The 20,268-nt window shown below is 69.9% G+C and carries 22 protein-coding genes; 17 read left to right on the top strand and 5 right to left on the bottom strand.

What is annotated here, in order from left to right:
• Positions 1-22: 22 nt before the first annotated feature.
• Positions 23-502, bottom strand: coding sequence for an Lrp/AsnC ligand binding domain-containing protein (locus tag RAB70_RS00755; RefSeq protein ID WP_017908762.1), 480 nt, complete (start codon positions 500-502; stop codon positions 23-25).
• Positions 503-638: 136 nt separating this feature from the next.
• Here RAB70_RS00755 and RAB70_RS00750 point away from each other — a divergent pair, with 136 nt between their 5' ends.
• Positions 639-1,946: a D-amino acid dehydrogenase gene (locus tag RAB70_RS00750; RefSeq protein ID WP_017908763.1), complete on the top strand. Its 1,308-nt coding sequence runs from the start codon at positions 639-641 to the stop codon at positions 1,944-1,946.
• Positions 1,925-2,998: an alanine racemase gene (gene alr, locus RAB70_RS00745; protein ID WP_148828013.1), complete on the top strand. Its 1,074-nt coding sequence runs from the start codon at positions 1,925-1,927 to the stop codon at positions 2,996-2,998. Before RAB70_RS00750 ends, alr begins: the two co-directional genes overlap by 22 nt.
• 47 nt (positions 2,999-3,045) lie before the next feature.
• On the opposite strand, the gene RAB70_RS00740 is transcribed toward alr, so the two are convergent.
• Entirely contained in the window at positions 3,046-3,615 is a 570-nt protein-coding gene (locus tag RAB70_RS00740; RefSeq protein WP_148828012.1) for a DUF3016 domain-containing protein, read from the bottom strand.
• Between the two features lie 192 nt (positions 3,616-3,807).
• Here RAB70_RS00740 and RAB70_RS00735 point away from each other — a divergent pair, with 192 nt between their 5' ends.
• The 5 genes from RAB70_RS00735 to RAB70_RS00715 all read left to right on the top strand — a co-directional run bounded on the left by RAB70_RS00735 (position 3,808) and on the right by RAB70_RS00715 (position 8,509).
• The gene (locus RAB70_RS00735) at positions 3,808-4,278 is read left to right on the top strand and encodes a hypothetical protein (RefSeq protein ID WP_017914945.1); all 471 of its coding nucleotides are present in this window, start codon (positions 3,808-3,810) and stop codon (positions 4,276-4,278) included.
• A 19-nt stretch (positions 4,279-4,297) separates the two neighbouring features.
• Positions 4,298-4,546 (top strand): hypothetical protein, encoded by a 249-nt coding sequence (locus RAB70_RS00730; RefSeq protein WP_148828011.1) that lies wholly within the window; start codon positions 4,298-4,300, stop codon positions 4,544-4,546.
• 164 nt (positions 4,547-4,710) lie between these two features.
• Complete coding sequence (locus RAB70_RS00725) at positions 4,711-6,711, top strand: ATP-binding protein (protein ID WP_017908767.1); 2,001 nt, start codon at positions 4,711-4,713, stop codon at positions 6,709-6,711.
• Between the two features lie 68 nt (positions 6,712-6,779).
• Positions 6,780-7,100: a DUF3247 family protein gene (locus RAB70_RS00720; protein WP_017908768.1), complete on the top strand. Its 321-nt coding sequence runs from the start codon at positions 6,780-6,782 to the stop codon at positions 7,098-7,100.
• A gap of 74 nt (positions 7,101-7,174) precedes the next feature.
• A complete protein-coding gene (locus RAB70_RS00715; protein WP_170268221.1) occupies positions 7,175-8,509 on the top strand; it encodes a sorbosone dehydrogenase family protein in 1,335 nt (444 codons plus the stop codon).
• A gap of 411 nt (positions 8,510-8,920) precedes the next feature.
• On the opposite strand, the gene RAB70_RS00710 is transcribed toward RAB70_RS00715, so the two are convergent.
• Positions 8,921-9,184, bottom strand: a complete 264-nt coding sequence (locus RAB70_RS00710; protein ID WP_017908770.1) for a hypothetical protein — start codon at positions 9,182-9,184, stop codon at positions 8,921-8,923.
• A 144-nt stretch (positions 9,185-9,328) separates the two neighbouring features.
• On the opposite strand from RAB70_RS00710, the gene RAB70_RS00705 reads away from it, so the two are divergent.
• Together RAB70_RS00705 and RAB70_RS00700 are read left to right on the top strand one after the other, a co-directional pair.
• On the top strand, positions 9,329-10,399 hold the full coding sequence (locus RAB70_RS00705; RefSeq protein ID WP_148828009.1) for a class I SAM-dependent methyltransferase: 1,071 nt from the start codon (positions 9,329-9,331) through the stop codon (positions 10,397-10,399).
• Complete coding sequence (locus RAB70_RS00700) at positions 10,396-11,103, top strand: pseudouridine synthase (RefSeq protein WP_148828008.1); 708 nt, start codon at positions 10,396-10,398, stop codon at positions 11,101-11,103. The genes RAB70_RS00705 and RAB70_RS00700 overlap by 4 nt, the downstream gene beginning before the upstream one ends.
• Positions 11,104-11,185: 82 nt before the next feature.
• Here RAB70_RS00700 and RAB70_RS00695 read toward each other — a convergent pair whose 3' ends face one another.
• A complete protein-coding gene (locus RAB70_RS00695; RefSeq protein WP_148828007.1) occupies positions 11,186-11,755 on the bottom strand; it encodes a DUF1415 domain-containing protein in 570 nt (189 codons plus the stop codon).
• 89 nt (positions 11,756-11,844) lie between these two features.
• Positions 11,845-12,774: a LysR family transcriptional regulator gene (locus RAB70_RS00690; protein WP_017908774.1), complete on the bottom strand. Its 930-nt coding sequence runs from the start codon at positions 12,772-12,774 to the stop codon at positions 11,845-11,847.
• Positions 12,775-12,935: 161 nt separating this feature from the next.
• Between RAB70_RS00690 and RAB70_RS00685 the strand changes: the two genes are divergently transcribed.
• From RAB70_RS00685 to RAB70_RS00650, 8 genes are all read left to right on the top strand, one after another.
• Positions 12,936-14,105: a muconate/chloromuconate family cycloisomerase gene (locus RAB70_RS00685; protein WP_148828006.1), complete on the top strand. Its 1,170-nt coding sequence runs from the start codon at positions 12,936-12,938 to the stop codon at positions 14,103-14,105.
• 2 nt (positions 14,106-14,107) lie between these two features.
• On the top strand, positions 14,108-14,398 hold the full coding sequence (gene catC / locus RAB70_RS00680) for a muconolactone Delta-isomerase (protein ID WP_170268170.1): 291 nt from the start codon (positions 14,108-14,110) through the stop codon (positions 14,396-14,398).
• Between the two features lie 81 nt (positions 14,399-14,479).
• Entirely contained in the window at positions 14,480-15,418 is a 939-nt protein-coding gene (catA, locus tag RAB70_RS00675; protein WP_148828004.1) for a catechol 1,2-dioxygenase, read from the top strand.
• An 87-nt stretch (positions 15,419-15,505) separates the two neighbouring features.
• The gene (locus tag RAB70_RS00670; protein WP_148828003.1) at positions 15,506-16,861 is read left to right on the top strand and encodes a Rieske 2Fe-2S domain-containing protein; all 1,356 of its coding nucleotides are present in this window, start codon (positions 15,506-15,508) and stop codon (positions 16,859-16,861) included.
• Positions 16,858-17,346, top strand: coding sequence for a benzoate 1,2-dioxygenase small subunit (gene benB, locus RAB70_RS00665; RefSeq protein ID WP_017908779.1), 489 nt, complete (start codon positions 16,858-16,860; stop codon positions 17,344-17,346). The genes RAB70_RS00670 and benB overlap by 4 nt, the downstream gene beginning before the upstream one ends.
• Before the next feature lie 26 nt (positions 17,347-17,372).
• Positions 17,373-18,404: a benzoate 1,2-dioxygenase electron transfer component BenC gene (benC, locus tag RAB70_RS00660; protein ID WP_017913082.1), complete on the top strand. Its 1,032-nt coding sequence runs from the start codon at positions 17,373-17,375 to the stop codon at positions 18,402-18,404.
• The gene (locus tag RAB70_RS00655; RefSeq protein WP_017908781.1) at positions 18,401-19,174 is read left to right on the top strand and encodes a 1,6-dihydroxycyclohexa-2,4-diene-1-carboxylate dehydrogenase; all 774 of its coding nucleotides are present in this window, start codon (positions 18,401-18,403) and stop codon (positions 19,172-19,174) included. The genes benC and RAB70_RS00655 overlap by 4 nt, the downstream gene beginning before the upstream one ends.
• Positions 19,175-19,283: 109 nt before the next feature.
• Positions 19,284-20,246, top strand: a complete 963-nt coding sequence (locus RAB70_RS00650; protein WP_148828002.1) for an alpha/beta hydrolase — start codon at positions 19,284-19,286, stop codon at positions 20,244-20,246.
• Positions 20,247-20,268: the final 22 nt, after the last annotated feature.

Below are 20,268 nucleotides of genomic sequence, written 5' to 3'. Positions count from 1 at the left end.
CGCATGCATCCGCAAGGAACGCTCAGTCGGCGATCGGCAGGCTGAGCGTTTCCTTCACTTCCTCCATCACGATGTAGCTCTTGGACTCGCGCACATGCGGCAGGGTCAGCAGGGTGCTGCCCAGCAGCTTGCGGTAGGACGCCATCTCGCTGATGCGGGCCTTGAGCAGGTAGTCGAAGTCGCCCGAGACCAGGTGGCACTCGAGCACGTTGGGCAGCTTCAGCGCGGCGCGGCGGAACTCCTCGAAGATGTCGCCGGACTTGTAGGCCAGGCTGATCTCCACGAACACCAGCAGGCTGGCCTTGAGGTAATGCGGGTCCAGCCGCGCGTAGTAGCCGGTGATGGCGCCGTCGCGTTCCAGTCGGCGCACCCGCTCGGTGCACGGGGTGGTGGACAGGCCCACCCGCTCGCCCAGTTCGGTGAAGGAGATGCGCCCTTCCTGCTGCAGGATGCGCAGGATCTTGCGGTCGATCTTGTCCAGTTCGCGAAGGCGTGCGGCCATGCGGGGCGGTCTCAGGGGTTTGGCCTGCCAGGCCGGCAGAAGTCAGGGGAAAATCCTGGGTTGTGCTGCCTATACTGCACCGAACTTCTGCCCTGGCGCCATCCAGCCAGGGAATTGATCCGAACGGAGTAGGCGCATGCGGGTTCTGGTTCTCGGCAGCGGTGTGATCGGCACGGCCACGGCGTGGTATCTGGCCCGCAGCGGCTGCGAGGTGACGGTGGTCGACCGCCAGCCTGCGGCTGGGCTGGAGACCAGTTATGCCAATGCCGGCCAGGTCTCGCCCGGCTACGCCTCGCCGTGGGCGGCGCCCGGGGTGCCGCTGAAGGCGCTGAAATGGCTGTTCCAGCGCCATGCGCCGCTGGCGATCACGCCGACCGCCGACCTGCAGCAGTACCTGTGGCTGGCGCAGATGCTGCGCAACTGCACCGCCGAGCGCTATGCGATCAACAAGGCGCGGATGGTGCGCCTGTCCGAATACAGCCGTGACTGTCTGGACCAACTGCGCGCCGAGACCGGCATCGCCTACGAAGGCCGCCAGCTCGGGACCACCCAGTTGTTCCGCACCCAGCAGCAACTGGACGGTGCGGCCAAGGACATCGAGGTGCTGCGCGAGTACGGCGTGCCCTACGAGCTGCTGGACCGCGCCGGCATCGCCCGGGTCGAGCCGGCCCTGGCCAGCGCACCGGCGACCCTGGTCGGCGCGCTGCGCCTGCCCAACGACCAGACCGGCGACTGCCGCCTGTTCACCCAGCGCCTGGCGGCGATGGCCGCCGCGGCCGGCGTGCAGTTCCGCCAGGGCGAGACCATCGAGGCGCTGCAGGCCGATGGCGACCGCATCGACGGCGTGCGCATCGGCGGGCGGGTGGAGCGGGCCGACCGCTACGTGGTCGCGCTGGGCAGCTACTCGCCCGGCCTGCTGGCGCCGCTGGGCATCCGCCTGCCGGTGTACCCGCTGAAGGGTTATTCGCTGACCCTGCCGATCCGCGACGCGGCGCTGGCGCCCACCTCCACCATCCTCGACGAGAGCTACAAGGTGGCGATCACCCGCTTCGACGCACGCATCCGCGTCGGCGGCATGGCCGAACTGGCGGGCTTTGACCTGTCGCGTCCGGCGCGCCGCCGCGCCACCCTGGAGAAGGTGGTCAACGACCTGTACCCGCGCGGCGGCGACCTGGCCGCGGCCGAGTTCTGGACCGGGCTGCGCCCGGCCACCCCGGACGGCACGCCGGTGGTCGGCGCCACCGGCTACCGCAACCTGTTCCTCAACACCGGCCACGGCACGCTGGGCTGGACCATGGCCTGCGGCTCCGGTCGCTACCTGGCCGACCTGATGGTCTCGCGGCAGCCGCAGATCAGCGGCGAGGGCCTGGACATCTTCCGTTATTCCCGCGGTTCCGCCGCGTCCGTTGCCGAGGCCGTCGCGTGCGCCCAGCCCGTGCATTGATCGATCTCGACGCGCTGCGCCACAACTACCGCCTGGCCCGCCGGCTGAGCGGCGGCAAGGCGCTGGCGGTGGTCAAGGCCGATGCCTACGGGCACGGCGCGGTGGCCTGCGCGCGCGCGCTGGACGGCGAGGCCGACGGCTTCGCGGTGGCCTGCATCGAGGAGGCGCTGGAATTGCGCCAGGCCGGCATCGCCGCGCCGATCCTGCTGCTGGAAGGCATCTTCGACGCCGACGAACTGCCGCTGGTCGCCGAACACCGGCTGTGGTGCGCGGTGGCCTCGCCCTGGCAGGTGGAGGCGATCGCCGCCTTCGCCGCACCGCAGCCGCTGTGCCTGTGGCTGAAGCTGGACAGCGGCATGCACCGGCTGGGCCTGGCGCCGGAGGAATTCCGCGCCGCGCACGCGCGCCTGAGCGCGCTGCCGCAGGTCGAGCGGCTGGTGCTGATGAGCCACTTCGCCCGCGCCGACGAACTCGATAGCGCGCGCACCCGCGAGCAGGTGGAGGTGTTCCGTCAGGCCACCGCCGGCCTGGCCCGCGAGACCAGCCTGTGCAACTCGCCGGCCCTGCTTGGCTGGCCGGAGCTGCGCAACGACTGGGGGCGTCCGGGACTGATGCTGTACGGCGCCGACCCGTTCGCCGCCGCGGCCGCGCTGCCCGGCGAGCTGCGCCCGGTGATGACCCTGCAGTCCAGGATCATCTCCGTGCGCACTATCGCGCCGGGCGAGCCGGTCGGCTACGGCGCGCGCTTCGTCGCGTCACGGCCGACCCGGGTCGGCGTGGTGGCGATCGGCTATGCCGACGGCTATCCGCAGTTCGCGCCCAACGGTACGCCGGTGCTGATCGATGGCGCGCCCGGCGAGCTGATCGGGCGCGTGTCGATGGACATGCTGACCGTGGACCTGACCGACCACCCGCAGGCCGGGCTCGGCAGCGAGGTGCAGTTGTGGGGCGAACAGCCGCGCATCGACGCGCTGGCCGGGCGCTGCAGTTCCAGCGCCTACCGCTTGCTGTGCGGCCTCAAGCGCGCGCCGCGCACCTATCTCGGCGGTTGATCCATGCCTGACGGCGCCGGCGCGATGCCGGCGCCGCGCGTGCGGCCTCAGCGCTCGGCGACCGTGCTGTCCTTGCGCAACTGCCGGCGCAGCCAGTCGTCGAGCATGCGCTTTTCGTAGCGCAGCGGATCGGTGCTCAGGCCGACCGAGCTGTTGTACAGATAGCTGGGGTCCATCAGTTTCGGCTGGCCCTGCGCGATCACTTGGCCGTCGGCGCCGTACAGGGTGAAGTCTAGGCTGATCCGCGGCGGGTACAGGTCGCGCATCACCCGCACGTCGTTCCAGTTCGGGCCGTGCCACGGCTCGAAGTCGCCGGCGCGCTTGATGTCGGTCAGCTTGATGTCCAGGCGCTGCCCGGGCTGCAGTTGCTTGGCGGCCTGCTTCTGCAGGTAGGCGGCCAGGTCCTGTACCCAGTCGCCGCGTTCGGCTTCCCAGCGATTGCGGCTCTGCCGCAGTTCGCTGAAGGTGGACGGGTCGGCCCAGCTCACCTGCACCGGGCCGTCGCTGACGAGGCTGCGCGGCGCCTGCGGGTCGGTGACGTTGCGGATCTCGGCGGAGGCGCCGCCCGCCCACAGGCAGGCAAGCGCCAGCGCCGTCCAGGCATAGCGGATCTTCATGGCGGATCTCCAGGAGGCGTGCGCCCAGTGTGTGCCTGTGCCGGCGTGCCCGCAATCGCGGCGAGGCGTGCGGCGGCGACCGTTGGCCGCCGATTCATCCGCTCCGGCGTGACGGACGGCTCACATCGCCTCGCCGCCTGCTTCACGGTGCGCGCGCGAGCATGGATGCCACTCGGAGGATGCGGGGATCGCATGAAGACGCCGTTGTTCCACCAGGCCCACACCGGCAGCGATGTGCGCCTGCAGTTCATCGACTGGGCCAAGCGGCATGGGCACAGCCCGGCCAGCGGTGCGGCGGCGTTCGTCGAGCACCAGGCGAACCTGGACGAGGCGGCGCGGCAGTTGCGGCTCAACCCCGGCGACGACGTGCGCCATCTGCTGCGGCGCTATCTGGTCTCGCTCGGCGAGGCGCAGGACGTGGCCGTGCAGTTCCCGCCCAGCTACCACTACCGCAGCCCGCAGGGGCAGAGCTTCCGCTACACGCTGACCCTGGTGCTGGCCGAAGACGGCGTGGAGTGGAAGGCGCGGGTGTGGACTGGCCTGGAGTACCTGGGCCTGATCGTCGGCCGCGGTGCCGGCCCGCGCGCCAACTACACCCGCCTGGCGCGGATGGCGGTGGAGCACGAACTCGCCGGCGACGCGCCGCGTTTCACGCTCGGCTGAGCAATTCAGGAACGTTGTGATGTCCGTCGTCAGCGCACCCGAGCGATCCGTGGTTCCCGAAGAATGCCGCCGGCAATGCCGGCAGCTGGGGCCGGCGCGCGTGCAGCAGTTGCTGGAATCCTCTTCGCCGCCGCCGTGGCGCGAGGAAGCCGAGCGTTGGCTGGAAGAGCAGGCCTTGCGCAGCGCGCGCCTGACCCAGTGGATGGTGCTGGCAGGCATCGGCCTGTCGTTGCTGGGCATCGTGCTGGTGATCGCGTTCTTCTGGTGACATCGCTCGGGCAGGCGCAGCACAGGTGCTGGCTTGACGGCGGCGGAGTGGCTTAACAAGATGGGGGTTTACGCCTTGCAGCTCCTGGCGCATCGTCGTTGCGCCGCGGATGCCGGGCACCGTCTTCATCCGTTGTCGTAGGCCGCTTCCAGAGCTAGTCCGTCATGCATGCCAGTCCAGACTCCACCGCTTCCTCGTTCGCGCAGGCGACGGACCTGCAGTACCGCGAGATCTTCGACAAGATCGATTCCGGCTTCTGCGTGATCCAGATGCTGTTCGAGGGCGAGCGCGCGGTCGATTACGTGTTCCTGCAGGTCAATCCGGCCTTCGAGCGCGAGACCGGCCTGCGCGACGTGGTCGGGCGGCGCATGCGCGAGATCTCGCCGACCCACGAGGAGCACTGGTTCCAGCGCTACGGCGCCGTCGCGTTGACAGGCCGTCCGGACAAGTTCGAGAACTTCGCGACTGCGCTGGACCGCTGGTGGGCGGTGGATTCGTTCCGCGTCGGCGCGCCGGAACTGCGCCAGGTCGCCGTGCAGTTCCTCGACATCACCGAGCGCAAGCGGATGGAGCGCGACCTGGCCGAGAGCGAGGCGCGCTTCAGCGCGCTGGCCGAGGGCCTGCCGATGCCGGTGTGGGTGCTGGACGCCCAGGGCGAACTGCGCTTCACCAACACCGCCTATGCCGAATTCTTCGGCATCGATCTGGATACCGATGCTGCGCGCCCGGGTTGGGGCGACGTGCTGCATCCGGAAGACGTGGGCGTGTTCGCCTACGAATTGCGCAACGCGCTGCACGACCAGCGCAACCTGCGCGCGCTGGTGCGCGCGCGCCGCCACGACGGCGAGTGGCGCTGGGTGGAAATGACCGCGGTGCCGCGCTATTCCGCCGAGGGCCAGTTCATCGGCCTGGCCGGCAGCAGTCCGGACGTCACCGAACGCCGCGACATCGAACTGGCGCGCGAGCAACTGCTGGAATCCGAGCGCAGCGCACGCAACGCCGCCGAGAGCATGGCGCGGCTGAAGGACGAGTTCCTGGCGACGCTGTCGCACGAACTGCGCACGCCGCTGACCACCATCCTCGGCTGGAGCGACCTGCTGCTGCAGCGGCTGCCGCCGGGCGACCCGAGCAGCAAGGGCCTGTCGGTGATCGCCAGCAGCGCGCGTGCGCAGCAGCGGCTGATCTCGGACATGCTCGATCTCAGCAGCATGCTGCTGGGCAAGGTTCAGTTGGAAGTGGAGGCGCTGGACCTGGCCGAACAGGTGCGCGAGGCGATGCGCGCGCAGGAGCCGGTGGCCGAAGGCAAGGACCAGGCGCTGACCCTGCAGGCGCCCTCGCAGCCGTGCATGGTGCTGGGCGACGCCACGCGCCTGCAGCAGGTGTTCTGGAATCTGTTGTCCAACGCGATCAAGTTCACGCCCGCGCACGGGCGCATCGCCCTGGCGATCGCGCTCGACGACGATGGCGAGCACGTCAGCGTGGCGGTGCGCGATTCCGGCGACGGCATTCCGCCGGAGTTCCTGCCGCATCTGTTCGGGCGCTTCCGCCAGGCCGACAGCACCACCACGCGCCTGCACGGCGGCCTCGGCCTGGGTCTGGCGATCGTGCAGCAGCTGGTGGAAATGCACGGCGGCCAGATCAGCGCGGCCAGCGAAGGTCGCGGCTGCGGCTCGGTCTTCACCGTGCGCCTGCCGCTGCACCGCGATGCGCCGGGCTCGCGCCCGCTGCGCGAAGTGCGCGCGTTCGCGATGGCCGAGCAGGTGGTCGAGGCGTATTCGCTCAAGGGCGTGCGCCTGTTGGCGGTGGAGGACCAGCCGGACATGCTCGACTACCTGCGGCGCCTGCTCGAGGAGCAGGGCGCGGAGGTGGTCGCGGTGGGCTCGGCCAGCGAGGCGCTGGAGGTGCTCGACGGCGGCGGCCATGCGGCGATCGACGTGATGGTCACCGACATCGGCATGCCGGGCATGGATGGCTACGGGCTGATCCGCACCGTGCGCGAGAACATGGGCCTGGGCGCGGACGAACTGCCGGCGGTCGCGGTGACTGCGCTGGCGCGTGCCGACGATCGCCAGCGCGCGCTGCAGTCCGGCTTCCAGGAACACCTGGCCAAGCCGTACAGCGTGGCGCAGCTGGTCTCGGCGGTGCGCTTCGCGCGGCAGCGTTAGCGCGGTCTTGCCCGCCGGCTCACGCGGCCGGCGTTAGGGTGCTGCGGTTCCCCCTCAGGAGTCCGCCGATGACCCAGTTTGCCGAGCGTATCCACACCGACCAGGCGCAGATCCAGGCGCTGGAAGCGTTGATCCTGCAACTGCCCGGGCAGGCGCATGTGCGCATCGAATTGCACGACGGCAGCGTGTGCTTCGGCACCGTGTCGGTCCGGCCCAGCATCCAGCAGTTCCGCGACGCCGATGGCAACGAGGGCAGCAATGCGCAGGTGCGCATCGACGACCTCGACGATCCGGCCCGGCACCGCTACCTGTGGCTGGACGAAATCCGCAGCGTGCGCCAGTTGCCGGCGCGGCCCTGGGAGACCGATCCGCGCGGCGACGCCTCTTGACGCATCTTTCACTTTTTTCGCGTCGGGGCTGTGCATCATCGGCGTTCCCCCGTGTTCCCGGATATCCAAGACACATGGCCATGTCTTCGCCGATTCGCGCCCGTTGGGTGTTGTGTGCGCTCAGTGCCGCCCTGCTCGCCGCCTGCGGCGACACCGCCAAGCACGCCATCGAGGAGGGCATGGGGCCGGATCCGGTGTTGCCCGATCCGGTCAAGCGCATGATCCCCACGGTCAAGGTCGCCGAGGTCAAGCGCTGGGCCGATGGCGCCGCGCCGATGCCGGCCGCCGACCTGGCGGTGCAGGCCTTCGCCCGCGACCTGGACCATCCACGCTGGCTGTATGTGCTGCCCAACGGCGACGTGCTGGTCGCCGAGACCGCCGAGCCGCCGGCACCGGAAAAGGAGAGCGGCGGCCTGCGCGACAAGATCCAGGGCGCGATGATGGCCAAGGCCGGCGCCGCCGTGCCCAGCGCCAACCGCATCACCCTGCTGCGCGACGCCGACGGCGATGGCGTCGCCGAAGTGCGCACGCAGTTCCTCAAGGGCCTGTATTCGCCGTTCGGCATGGCCCTGGTCGGCGACCGTCTGTACATCGCCAATGCCGATGCCCTGGTCAGCTTCCCGTACAAGGACGGCGACACCCAGATCACCGCCGCGCCCAGCTTCGTCGCCAACCTGCCCGGCGGCATCAACCACCACTGGACCAAGAGCCTGCTGGCCAGCCGCGACGGCAAGAAGCTGTACGTGGGCGTCGGCTCCAACAGCAACGTCGCCGAGAACGGCATGGAGCAGGAGCTCAACCGCGCCGCGATCCTGGAAGTGGACGCCGCCAGCGGCGCCACCCGCGTGTTCGCCAGCGGCCTGCGCAATCCGGTCGGCCTGGCCTGGCAGCCCGGCACCGACACGCTGTGGACCGTGGTCAACGAACGCGACGAGATCGGCAGCGACCTGGTGCCGGATTACCTGACCTCGGTGCGCGAGGGCGGTTTCTACGGCTGGCCGTACAGCTACTACGGCCAGCACGTGGACGCGCGCGTGCAGCCGCAGAACCCGGAGATGGTGGCCAGCGCGATCAAGCCGGACTACGCGCTGGGCGCGCATACCGCCTCGCTGGGCCTGGCCTTCTACGAAGGTGCGCTGCTGCCGCAGCCCTACCGCGGCGGCGCCTTCATCGGCCAGCACGGCTCCTGGAACCGCGACCCGCCGTCGGGCTACAAGGTGATCTACGTGCCCTTCGCCAACGGCAAGCCCAGCGGCAAGCCGCAGGACGTGCTGACCGGCTTCCTCGACGCCGAGGGCCGCGCGCAGGGCCGCCCGGTCGGCGTGGCGGTGGACAAGCCGGGCGCGCTGCTGGTCGCTGACGACGTCGGCAATGTGGTGTGGCGGGTGACGCCGAAGCCGGGGAAGTGAGCGGTCTGGTTAGCCGCGTGTTTCCGCATCGATCGTAGGGGGGGCTTCGGTCGCGGCGCGGGATTGATGGCTGCGACGTAGGCTTCATGGTGAAGCCCGATCGCGGCTTAGGCCGTTCCTGCAAAGGACCACTGCGGAAGGTGTGGCGCGTGCCCCCAGGGCTGCTGCATCGCGCATCTCATCGCGCGGCCGCGTGCTTCGAAAAACAGGGAAAACCACGACCGCAGCCGCTTCCTGGAAGCCGGCCTTGTTTGCTGCAATCGAAAATCGCGCGAGTGAGCACGAGGGCAAATCCATCTCTGCTGACGCGTGCAGGAGCGGCGTCGGCCGCGACCGGGATGCGCCTGGCAAGGCCTGGTCGCGTCCGACGCCGCTCCTGCACGATTGATTGACCGAGCCGGAAGCCCGGCGTCAGTGCTCCACAGGCGCCGGTTCCACACCGAAGCGGCGCGCGTAGCCGCGTTCGTTGAAGACGCGCTCCACTTCGGTGTCGCCCAGTTCCGGGGCGGCATAGACGGCATACACCACGCTGCCGTCGTCGCGTGCGCCGCGCTGGTGCAGGCGGTAGCGCGGACGCCCGGTGCCGGTGTTCTCCGGGTAGTGCAACGGCGGCTGGCTGCCATCCAGGTCCACTTCGCTGTTGTCGACGACGCCGCCGATGAACACTGCGCGCATGCTGCCTCTCCGGTCATTGGGTGCCTTGCAGACTAGGCGCGGCGATGTTGCCGGAACATCAATGATGCGTTGGATTCGCGCAAAACCGGGGTCGCCGCGCACTGCCGGTAGAATGCGCGTCCCTGTTCCGATGACTCACGCCCGATGCCGGCTGCGCAAGACGCCCCCCTCGACACCCTGTTCCTGCCGTTCGCCCAGGGCGTGCTGCGCTGGCCTGCCGGCAAGGTGCTGTTCCTGCGCGCCCGCGACGGCTGGGCGCTGCGCCAGCACGCGCAGCCGCCGCAACTGGTCTGCGAGCAGGACTACCGGCCGTTCGCCAGCGCGCTGCAGCAGGGCGGCTGGACGGCGCGTGCGGAGCAGGACGGCGCCGCCGACGCAGGCGGCTACGCGCTGGTGCTGGTGCTGCCGCCGCGCCAGCGCGAGGAAGCGCGGGCGCTGCTGGCGCGCGCCGTGGCGCTGGCCGCGCCGGGCGGCATGGTGGTGGCCTGCCAGGCCAACAACGAGGGCGCGCGCTCCGGCGAGGACGACCTGCAGCAATTGGCTGGACTCGGCGGCAAGCTGACCAAGCACCACTGCCGGGTGTACTGGACCGCGCCGCTGGACGGCGGCCACGACGCCGCGCTGCAGCAGCGCTGGGCGACGCTGGATGCGGTGCGGCCGATTCTCGACGGTCGCTTCCGCAGCCGCCCGGGCGTGTTCGCCTGGGATCGCATCGACCCGGCCTCGGCGCTGCTGGCCGAACACCTGCCCGCCGATCTGCGCGGCCGTGCCGCCGATCTCGGCGCCGGCTACGGCTACCTGTCGGCCGAACTGCTGGCACGTTGCCCGCAACTGACCGCGCTGGACCTGTTCGAGGCCGACGCGCGCGCGCTGGCGCTGGCGCGCGCGAATCTGGCGCAGGCGCCGGCCGTCCCGACGCTGGGTTTCCACTGGCACGACGTGACCACCGGACTGCCGGGGCAGTACGACGTCATCGTCAGCAATCCGCCGTTCCATGCGCCGGGGCGGATGGAGCGGCCGGACATCGGCCGGCGCTTCATCGCGGTGGCGGCGCAGGCGCTGGCGCCCGGCGGGCGGCTGTTCCTGGTCGCCAACCGGCATCTGCCCTACGAGGCGGTGCTCGACGCCAGCTTCGGGGAGACCGAGGTGCTCGCCACCCGCGACGGCTTCAAGCTGATCCACGCGGTGCGCAGCCGTGCCGGAGCGCGCCGATGAAACTGGTCAAGCACCTGGCCAACCTGGGCTACGGCAGCCGCAAGCAGGTGGCGCTGATGTTCCGCGAGGGCCGCATCACCGACGCCGAGGGCGAGGTGCTGTACGCCGACGACCAAGTGCCGCACGCCACGATCCGCGTCGACGGCGAGCCGCTGGACCCGCCGCCCGGGCTGATCCTGGCGCTGCACAAGCCGGTCGGCTACACCTGCTCGACCAAGGATCCGGGACGCATCGTCTACGACCTGCTGCCGCCGCGCTTCCGCCTGCGCTCGCCGCTGCTGTCCACGGTGGGGCGGCTGGACCGCGACACCAGCGGTCTGCTGCTGATGACCGACGACGGTGCGCTGCTGCATCGCATCGTCTCGCCCAAGGCGCGGTTGGCCAAGGTCTACGAGGCCACCCTGGCCGAGGACCTGCGCGGCGACGAGGCCGCGCAGTTCGCCAGCGGCACGCTGATGCTCGACGGCGAGACCACGCCGCTGCTGCCGGTGCAACTGGAGACACTGGGACCGCGCCAGGTGCGCGTGGCCCTGCACGAAGGCCGTTACCACCAGGTGCGGCGCATGTTCGCGGCGGTCTGCAACCACGTGGTCGCGCTGCACCGCAGCCGCATCGGCGGCTTCGGCCTGGACGATCTGCCTTCCGGCCAGTGGCGGGTGCTGGAGGCGGCGGACGTGGCGGTGCTGTTCGAGGGCCGGGATTAGGGAGTCGGGATTGGGGATTGGCAAAAGCGCGTGGCGCCACGCCCCGTCGCAAATCCCGCTTCTACGAATCCCGAATCCCCAATCACGAATCCCGCTCCCCAACCGCCCGCTTCCAGCCCTCCAGCCCCAGCGTCTCCAGGGTCTGCAGATTGCGCTCGACGATCACGTCCGCGTCCGGGAACGCGGCCACCGCGCGCTCCACGCTGTCCTCGCGCAGCAGGTGCAGGGTCGGGTAGGGCGCGCGGTTGGTGTAGTTGCCGATGTCGTCCGCCGCGGTGCCGGCGAACTGGTACTGCGGATGGAAGCTGGCCACCTGCAGGATGCCGTGCAGGTCCAGCGCCTCGACCGCGGCGTCGGCGTTGTCGAGGAAGTCGTTGTAGTCCAGGAAGTCCTGCAGCACGTTCGGATGCACGATCAACGTGGTGTCGATCTGCTCGGCCGGGGTGTCGCGCAGCAGCACCAGTTCCTCGGCCAGCTGTTCGAGCAGTGCCTCGGGCGTACTCGCATCGCTGAGCACGAAACGCACCTGCTGCTTGACGTACACCGCCTTGGCGAACGGACACAGGTTCAGCCCGATCACCGCGCGCTCCAGCCATCGGCGGGTCAGGGCGATCGGGTCGTCGGAGGCGGGGGCAAGCGAGGTGGGAGGCATGGCGTCGGCGGCGGCGAAGGGGCGGCGCGCGTGGGCACGGGGCCGCGCGCGGCGGCCAGTGTATGCCGGATAGGCGCCGGTGGCCGGGGTTACGGTGCGTTCCAGCGGTTGTAGGACACGTCCAGCCACGGCGGATGCTCGGCATACATCTCGCGGATCAGTTGCTTGGTCAGTTCCACCAGGCCGGAGTCGTCGTTGCGGCGATAACTCATGATGATCGGCGAGGTGGCGTGTTCGTCGTCGATCAGGCGGTAATGCAGGTCGCTGCGCATCGACCGCGCCGAGGCCGGGATCAGGCAGATCCCGCTCTCGGCCGCGACCAGGCCCAGCGCGGTCTGCAGCTCGCGCACCTCCTGCAGTTCGCTGGGATGCGCGCCGTGATCCTGCAGCAGCGACAGCACCTGATCGGCGAAGCTGGGGCGCGGATGGCTGGGATAGAGCAGCAGCCGTTGCCCGGCCAGCGCCGCCGGCGGCAGCGGCGCGTCCTCCGCGGCCAGCGGGTGTTCCATCGGGATCGCCGCGACCAGGCGCTCCTCGCGCAGGACCAGGCGTTCGACATGCTGGTCGCTGCTGCGCACGCGGCCGAAGCCCAGGTCGATGCGGCCTTCCTTCAGCGCTTCCACCTGCTGGCTGGACATCAGCTCGACCAGGCGCACTTCCAGGTCCGGTCGCGCCTGGCGCAGGCGCCGCACCACCGTGGGCAGACCGCCGTACAGGGTGGAGGCGACGAAGCCGATCGAGGCCACGCGGCGCTCGCTGCGGCCGAGCCGGCGCGCGGCCTCGGTCATCTGCTCGACCCGGCCCAGCACCTGCAGCGCTTCCTCGTAGAACAGCCGTCCGGCGTCGGTGAGACGCAGCGGGCGGCTGCGCCGCACCAGCAGCGGCACGCCCAGTTGCTGTTCGATCTGCTGGATCTGCCGGCTCAGCGGCGGTTGCGCGATATGCAGGATTTCTGCGGCACGGGTGAAGTTGCGTTCGCGGGCGACGGCCACGAAGTAGCGGAGTTGACGCAGATCCATAGACGCTCGCTGTGGCGGAAAGTTACATGACATTCAAAGTATGCTGTGCTGCAGCAAATCATGAACGTCTAGGTTTACCGCCATACTATATCTTCAGGGTATGAAATGGTGCTGCATTCAGTCTTGGACGGCAGTGCCGTGCCGGGCCAAGAATCGGCGCCATGTCACCGCACCCCACCACCGCCACCGTCGAACGCGTCGAGACGCTGCTGCTCGACCTGCCCACGATCCGCCCGCATCGCCTGTCGATGGCGACGATGCGCGGGCAGACCCTGATGCTGGTGCGCCTGCATTGCAGCGACGGCGTGGTCGGGCTGGGCGAGGGCACCACGATCGCCGGTCTGGCCTACGGCGCGGAGAGCCCGGAAGGCATGCAGTTGACGATCGACCGCTACATCGCGCCGCTGCTGGTCGGGGCCGATGCCTGCGCGGTGCAGGCGCTGATGCAGCGGATCGGCGGCCTGGTCAAGGGCAACCATTTCGCCAAGTGCGCGATCGAGACCGCGCTGCTCGACGCCCACGGCCAGCGGCTCGGCCTGCCGGTGTCCGAGCTGCTGGGCGGGCGCCTGCGCGATCGCCTGCCGGTGGCGTGGACGCTGGCCTCCGGCGACACCGAACGCGACATCGCCGAGGCCGAACGCATGCTCGCCGAGCGCCGGCACAACGTGTTCAAGCTGAAGATCGGCACGCGCAGCGTCGCCGAGGACGTGGCCCACGTGGCGGCGATCAAGCGCGCGTTGGGGGCGCGCGGCGCGGTGCGGGTGGACGTCAACATGGCCTGGAGCGAGACCGAGGCGGTGCGCGCGCTGCCGGCGCTGGCCGACGCCGGCTGCGAACTGGTCGAACAGCCGGTGGCGTCGCTGGCGGCGATGCGGCGGCTGATGCGGCGCTTCCCGATCGCGCTGATGGCCGATGAGATGCTCAACGGCCCGGACAGCGCCTTCCAGGCCGCCCAGCAGGGCGCCGCCGACGTGTTCGCGGTGAAGATCGAACAATCCGGCGGCCTGTTCGCCGCGCAGAAGGTCGCCGCGATCGCCGATGCCGCCGGCATCGGCCTGTACGGCGGCACGATGCTGGAAGGGGCGATCGGCAGCATCGCCTCGGCCCATGTCTTCGCCACCTTCCCCCATCTGCAGTGGGGCACCGAACTGTTCGGGCCGCTGCTGCTGACCGAAGAGATCCTCGCCGAGCCGCTGCGCTACGAGGATTTCCATCTGCACGTACCGCGCGCGCCGGGCCTGGGCATCGCCCTGGACGAGGCGCGGGTGGATGCCTTCCGTCGCGACCGCCGCCGCGTGGCGGTGCCGGTCGCGCCCAGCCAGGAGCCATGACCATGCTGTTCCACGTGACCATGGAAGTGAACCTGCCCGGCGACATGCCGCCCGAGCGCGCCGAGCAACTCAAGGCGCAGGAAAAGGCGCGTTTCCAGGAACTGCAGCGCAGCGGCCAGTGGCGGCACATCTGGCGGGTGGTCGGGCAATACGCCAACGTCAGCATCTTCGACGTGGCCGACAACACCCAGTTGCACGCCCTGCTGCTGTCGCTGCCGCTGTTTCCCTACATGCGTATCGCCGTCACGCCGCTGTGCCGGCACCCGTCCTCGCTGTACGAGGACGATCGCTAGAACCGAAGCAACGACGCTTCCCTGGGGAGGGGAACGTCTCAAGGCAGCCAACGCCACCATGAGCAAAGAAGGGACCATACGATGAGCGTCAAGATTTTCGAGACTGCGAACGTGCAGGCATTTCTGCGGTCGGTCTGCGGTTTGGACCAGGCCGGCGGCGACGCACGGGCGAAGCAGATCATGCACCGGTTGTTGTCGGACCTGTTCAAGGCCATCGACGACCTGAACGTCACCCCCGACGAATACTGGACCGCCGTCGCCTGGCTCAACGACCTGGGTGCGGCCGGTCAGGCCGGGCTGATCTCGCCCGGGCTGGGCGTTGACCACTTCCTGGACCTGCGCCTGGACGCCATCGACGCCGAACTGGGCATCGACAATCCGACCCCGCGCACCATCGAAGGGCCGCTGTACGTGGCCGGTGCGCCGGTGGCGCACGGCTTCGCCCGGCTCGACGACGGCAGCGACGAAAACGGCCATACCCTGATCATGCACGGCACCGTGTACGCCGCCGACGGCCGCCCGCTGCCCGGCGCCACGGTGGAGGTGTGGCACTGCGACACGCGCGGTTTCTATTCGCACTTCGATCCCACCGGCAAGCAGGCGCCGTTCAACATGCGCCGCACCATCGTCGCCGACGACAACGGCCAGTACCGTTTCCAGAGCATCGTGCCCAAGGGCTACGGCGTGCCGCCGGGCAGCCCGACCGAACGCCTGCTGTTCGCGCTCGGCCGCCATGGCCAGCGTCCGGCGCACATCCACTTCTTCGTCGGCGCCGACGGCCACCGCAAGCTGACCACGCAGATCAACATCGCCGGCGACCCGCTGGTCAACGACGACTTCGCCTACGCCACCCGTGACGGCCTGGTGCCGGCGATCGTCGAGCACAGCGACGCGGCCAGCATCGCCGCCAATGGCGTGGACGGTCCGTTCGCCGAGATCCATTTCGACTTCCGCCTCACCGCGCTTGTCGACGGCGTCGACAACCAGGCCAACCCGCTGCGCCGGCGCGCCGCCGCCTAGGCGTCTGCTGCGCCAACCGCGTCCGTCGTCGTCGCGGCGGCCTGCCGCCGCGCACGGCCGCCGCCTTCCCCCAGGAGACAACGCCACATGTCCGCCGTCATCGACAAAGCGACCGCGCTCGACGACCTGCTCGCCAGCGCAGTGCAGGACGACCATGCCGAAGGCAGGTTCCGCTGCCGCCGCGACATCTTCACCAACGCCGACCTGTTCGAGCTGGAGATGAAGCACATCTTCGAGGGCAACTGGATCTATCTGGCGCACGAGAGCCAGATCCCCGCGCCGAACGACTACTACAGCACCTACATCGGCCGTCAGCCGGTGGTGATCACCCGCGACAAGCACGGCGAACTGCACGCGGTCATCAACGCCTGCGCGCATCGCGGCGCGATGCTGTGCCGGCGCAAGCACGGCAACAAGGGCAGCTTCACCTGTCCGTTCCATGGCTGGACCTTCTCCAATACCGGCAAGCTGCTCAAGGTCAAGGACGAGAAGACCACCCAGTACCCGCCGCAGTTCGGCCAGGACGGCAGCCACGATCTCAAGCGCGTGCCGCGCTTCGAGAGCTACCGCGGCTTCCTGTTCGGCAGCCTGCGCGAGGACGTGGCGCCACTGCACGAGTTCCTGGGGCAGACCCGGATCATCATCGACCAGATCGTCGATCAGGCGCCGCAGGGGCTGGAAGTGCTGCGCGGCAACTCGTCCTATGTCTACGACGGCAACTGGAAGCTGCAGATGGAGAACGGCTGCGACGGCTACCACGTCAGCACCGTGCACTGGAATTACGCCGCCACCATGAGCCGGCGCAAGCAGGAAGGCACCCCGGCGGTCGATGCCGGCAGCTGGAGCAAGAGCGTCGCCGGCGTGTACGGCTTCGAGAATGGGCACCTGCTGCTGTGGACCAAGACCATGAACCCGGAAGTGCGCCCGGTGTACGCGCAGCGCGAGGAACTGGCGCAGCGCCTGGGCGCCGACCGCGCCGCGTTCATCGTCGAGCAGACGCGCAACCTGTGTCTGTATCCGAACCTGTTCCTGATGGACCAGTTCTCCACGCAGATCCGCGTGGTCAGGCCGCTGGACGTGGACAAGACCGAGGTCAGCATCTTCTGCTTCGCGCCCAAGGGCGAAAGCGCGCGCGACCGTGCGCTGCGCATCCGCCAGTACGAGGATTTCTTCAACGTCTCGGGGATGGGCACCGCCGACGACCTGGAGGAGTTCCGCGCGTGCCAGGCCGGCTACGCCGCCGGCGCGGCGCCGTGGAACGATCTCAGCCGCGGCGCGCCGTTGTGGATCGACGGCCCCGACGAGAATGCGCGGCGGATGGGACTGGCGCCGCTGCTGTCGGGCGAGCGCAGCGAGGACGAAGGCCTGTTCGTGCGCCAGCACGCGTACTGGGCGGAGGCGATGCGCGAGGCGATCGCACGCGAACGCGAGGGTACGGCATGAGCACCGACTACCAGACCATCTGCGCCTTCCTGTACCGCGAGGCGCGCCTGCTCGACGACCGCCAGTGGGACGAGTGGCTGACCCTGTACGCCGAGGACGCGGTGTACTGGATGCCGGCCTGGGACGACGACGACCGCCTCACCGACGATCCGCAGTCGCAGATCTCGCTGATCTACTACGCCGATCGCTCCGGGCTGGAGGACCGCGTGTTCCGCATCAAGACCGAGCGCTCCGGCGCCTCCACGCCGGAGCCGCGCACCAGCCACAACCTGAGCAACATCGAGGTGCTGTCCGAGCACGGGCAGGACATCGAGGTGCGGCACAATTTCCACACGCTCAGCCATCGCTACAAGGTCACCGACCAATTCTTCGGCACGGTGACGCTGACCCTGCGCCGGCAGGACGACGCGCTGCGCATCGCGCGCAAGACCATCGTGCTGAAGAACGATTACATCCGCCAGGTCGTCGACGTCTACCACGTCTGATCGGCACGCACCTGCGAGCAACCGCCATGTCCTATCGCATCGCGCTGAATTTCGAAGACGGCATCACCCGCTTCATCGACTGCAACGACGGCGAGACGGTGCTCGACGCCGCCTTCCGCCAGCGCATCAACCTGCCGATGGATTGCGCCGACGGCGTGTGCGGCACCTGCAAGTGCCGCGCCGAACGTGGGCGCTACGATCTGGGCGAGGACTACATCGAGGACGCGCTCAGCGCCGATGAAGCCGCCGCCGGCATGGTCCTGACCTGCCAGATGCGGCCGCAGTCGGACTGCGCCGTGGCGGTGCCGGCGACCTCGCTCGTCTGCAAGACCGGGAGCGTGCACTTCCAGGCCACGGTGGCGGCGGTGGTCGCGCATGCCGACGCCGCGCTGGAACTGACCCTGGAGACGATCGGCCCGGCGCCGGCCTTCCTGCCCGGCCAGTACGTCAACATCGCCGTGCCCGGCAGCGGCCAGTTGCGCGCGTATTCCTTCAGTTCCGCGCCGGGTGCGTCCACGCTGACCTTCCTGATCCGGCGCGTCCCCGGCGGCCTGATGAGCGCCTACCTGGACGCGGCCACGCCGGGACAGGTCCTGGACCTCAACGGCCCGCTGGGCAGCTTCTACCTGCGCGAGATCACCCGGCCGCTGCTGTTGCTGGCCGGCGGCACCGGCCTGGCGCCGTTCCTGTCGATGCTGGCGCAATTGCAGGCCAGCGGCTGCGCGCATCCGGTGCATCTGATGTACGGCGTGACCCGCGGCGCCGACCTGGTGCTGCTGGAGCGCCTGCAGGCGCTGGCCGAGCAGGCCGACTGGTTCACGTTCGATACCTGCGTGGTCGATCCGGCGGCGGCGCATCCGCGCACCGGCTACGTCACCGAGCACCTGCCTGCGCATGCCCTGCACGGCGGCGACGTGGACGTGTACCTGTGCGGACCGCCGCCGATGGTCGAAGCGGTGCGCACGCATTTTTCCGGCATCGGGCTGGTTCCGGCCGCCTTCCACTACGAGAAGTTCACCCCCAGCGCCGTGGCGCCGGTGCAGGAACGAGCCGCATGAGCGCGCGTTTCGCCGGCAAGGTGGTGGTGGTCACCGGCGCGGCGCAGGGCATCGGCCTGCGCGTGGCCGAGCGTGCCGCCGCCGAGGGCGCACGGCTGGTGCTGGTGGACCGCGCCGCCCATGTCGCCGAACTGTCCCAGGCACTGGCGCCGGCCGAAGTCGCCACGCTGGTGGCCGACCTGGAACACTACGAGGAGAACGCGCGGGCGATGCAGTTCGCGCAGGCGCAGATGGGCCGCATCGACGTGCTGGTGAACAACGTCGGCGGCACCATCTGGGCGCAGCCGTACCAGGAATACACCCCGGCGCAGATCGAGGCCGAGGTGCGGCGCTCGTTGTTCCCGGCGCTGTGGGGATGCCGCGCGGCGCTGCCGTACATGATCGCGCAGGGCGGTGGGGCGATCGTCAACGTCTCCTCCATCGCCACCCGCAGCATCCATCGCGTGCCGTACGGCGCGGCCAAGGGCGGGGTCAACGCGCTGACCGCGTGCCTGGCGTTCGAGCACGCCGCGCATGGCATCCGCGTCAACGCGGTCGCCCCGGGCGGTACCGAGGCGCCGCCGCGGCGGGTGCCGCGCAATGCCGATGCGCAGAGCGCGCAGGCGCAGGCCTGGTATCAGCAGATCGTCGCGCAGACCGTGGAATCGAGCCTGATGAAACGCTACGGCACGCTCGACGAGCAGGCCGCGGCGATCCTGTTCCTGGCCTCGGACGAGGCTTCCTACATCACCGGGACGGTGCTGCCGGTGGGCGGCGGCGACCAGGGATGATCCACCCGCCCGGCCCGCCGTGCGCGCGTCGCCGCGGCCTGTCGCCACGCACCGGCGGCGCCCACTGACCCCCGTGTCCTCACCTCTGTCCTTTCCTGGAGCGAACGCCATGCAGTCCCCTCTCTTCGACCCTTCGCGGCTGGCGCCGGACGTGCTGGCGGTGTTGCAAGGCATGGCCGCCAGCGGCGCGCCCCCGCTGGAGACCCTGCCGATCCCGCAGCTGCGCCAGGCCTACGGTCAGATCGGCGCGCTGCTCGGCGGCACGCCGTTGCCGGTGGCCGAGGTCCGTGCGCTGACCGCCACGGGGCCGGCCGGTCCGATCCCGCTGCGCCTGTATCGGCCGGTCAGCGCGCCGCAGGCCACCGCGGCCATCGTCTATCTGCACGGCGGCGGCTGGAGTGCCGGCGATCTGGACACCCACGATCCGGTCTGCCGGCGCCTGGCGCAGGCGGCCGCGTGCGCGGTGGTGGCGGTGGACTACCGGCTGGCGCCGGAACATCCGGCCCCGGCCGGCCCGCAGGACGTGGTCGCGGCGATCGCCTGGCTGGCGGCGCACGCCGGCGAGCTGGGCCTGGATGCCGGCCGCCTGGCCGTGGCCGGCGACAGCGCCGGCGGCAGTCTGGCGGCGGTGGCCTGTCAGCAGTTGCGCGGCAGTGCGGTGGCGCTGCGCGCGCAGGCGCTGTTCTATCCGAGTACGGATCTGTCGCCGGCATCGCAGGACTTTGCGGCGCGCCACGAGAACGCGCATGTGCCGCCGCTGACGCTGGCGGTGATGCAGGCGATGTCGGCGCCGTTCGTGGCCGAGTACGACTCCAGCGACAGCCGGCTGTCGCCGCTGCGCGCGGCCGATCTGCGCGGACTGCCACCGGCCTTGATCTACACCGCCGCCTGCGACGTGCTGCGCGACGACGGCCGCCACTACGCCGATGCCCTGCGCACGGCCGGGGTGGCGGTGGAGTACGTCGAACTGCCGGGCATGGTGCACGGCTTCGTCGAAATGGCCGGCGTGCTGCCGGCCGCCGTGCGCGCCATCGAACATGCCGCCGCCTTCCTGAGCGCGCGACTGGCATGACCGGCAACCCCGATTCCCAGGA

The organism is Xanthomonas sontii (genome assembly GCF_040529055.1).
Lineage (GTDB): Bacteria > Pseudomonadota > Gammaproteobacteria > Xanthomonadales > Xanthomonadaceae > Xanthomonas_A > Xanthomonas_A sontii.
The sequence above is the reverse complement of the archived record's forward strand: the minus strand, read 5'-3'. Positions and strand labels throughout refer to the sequence as shown.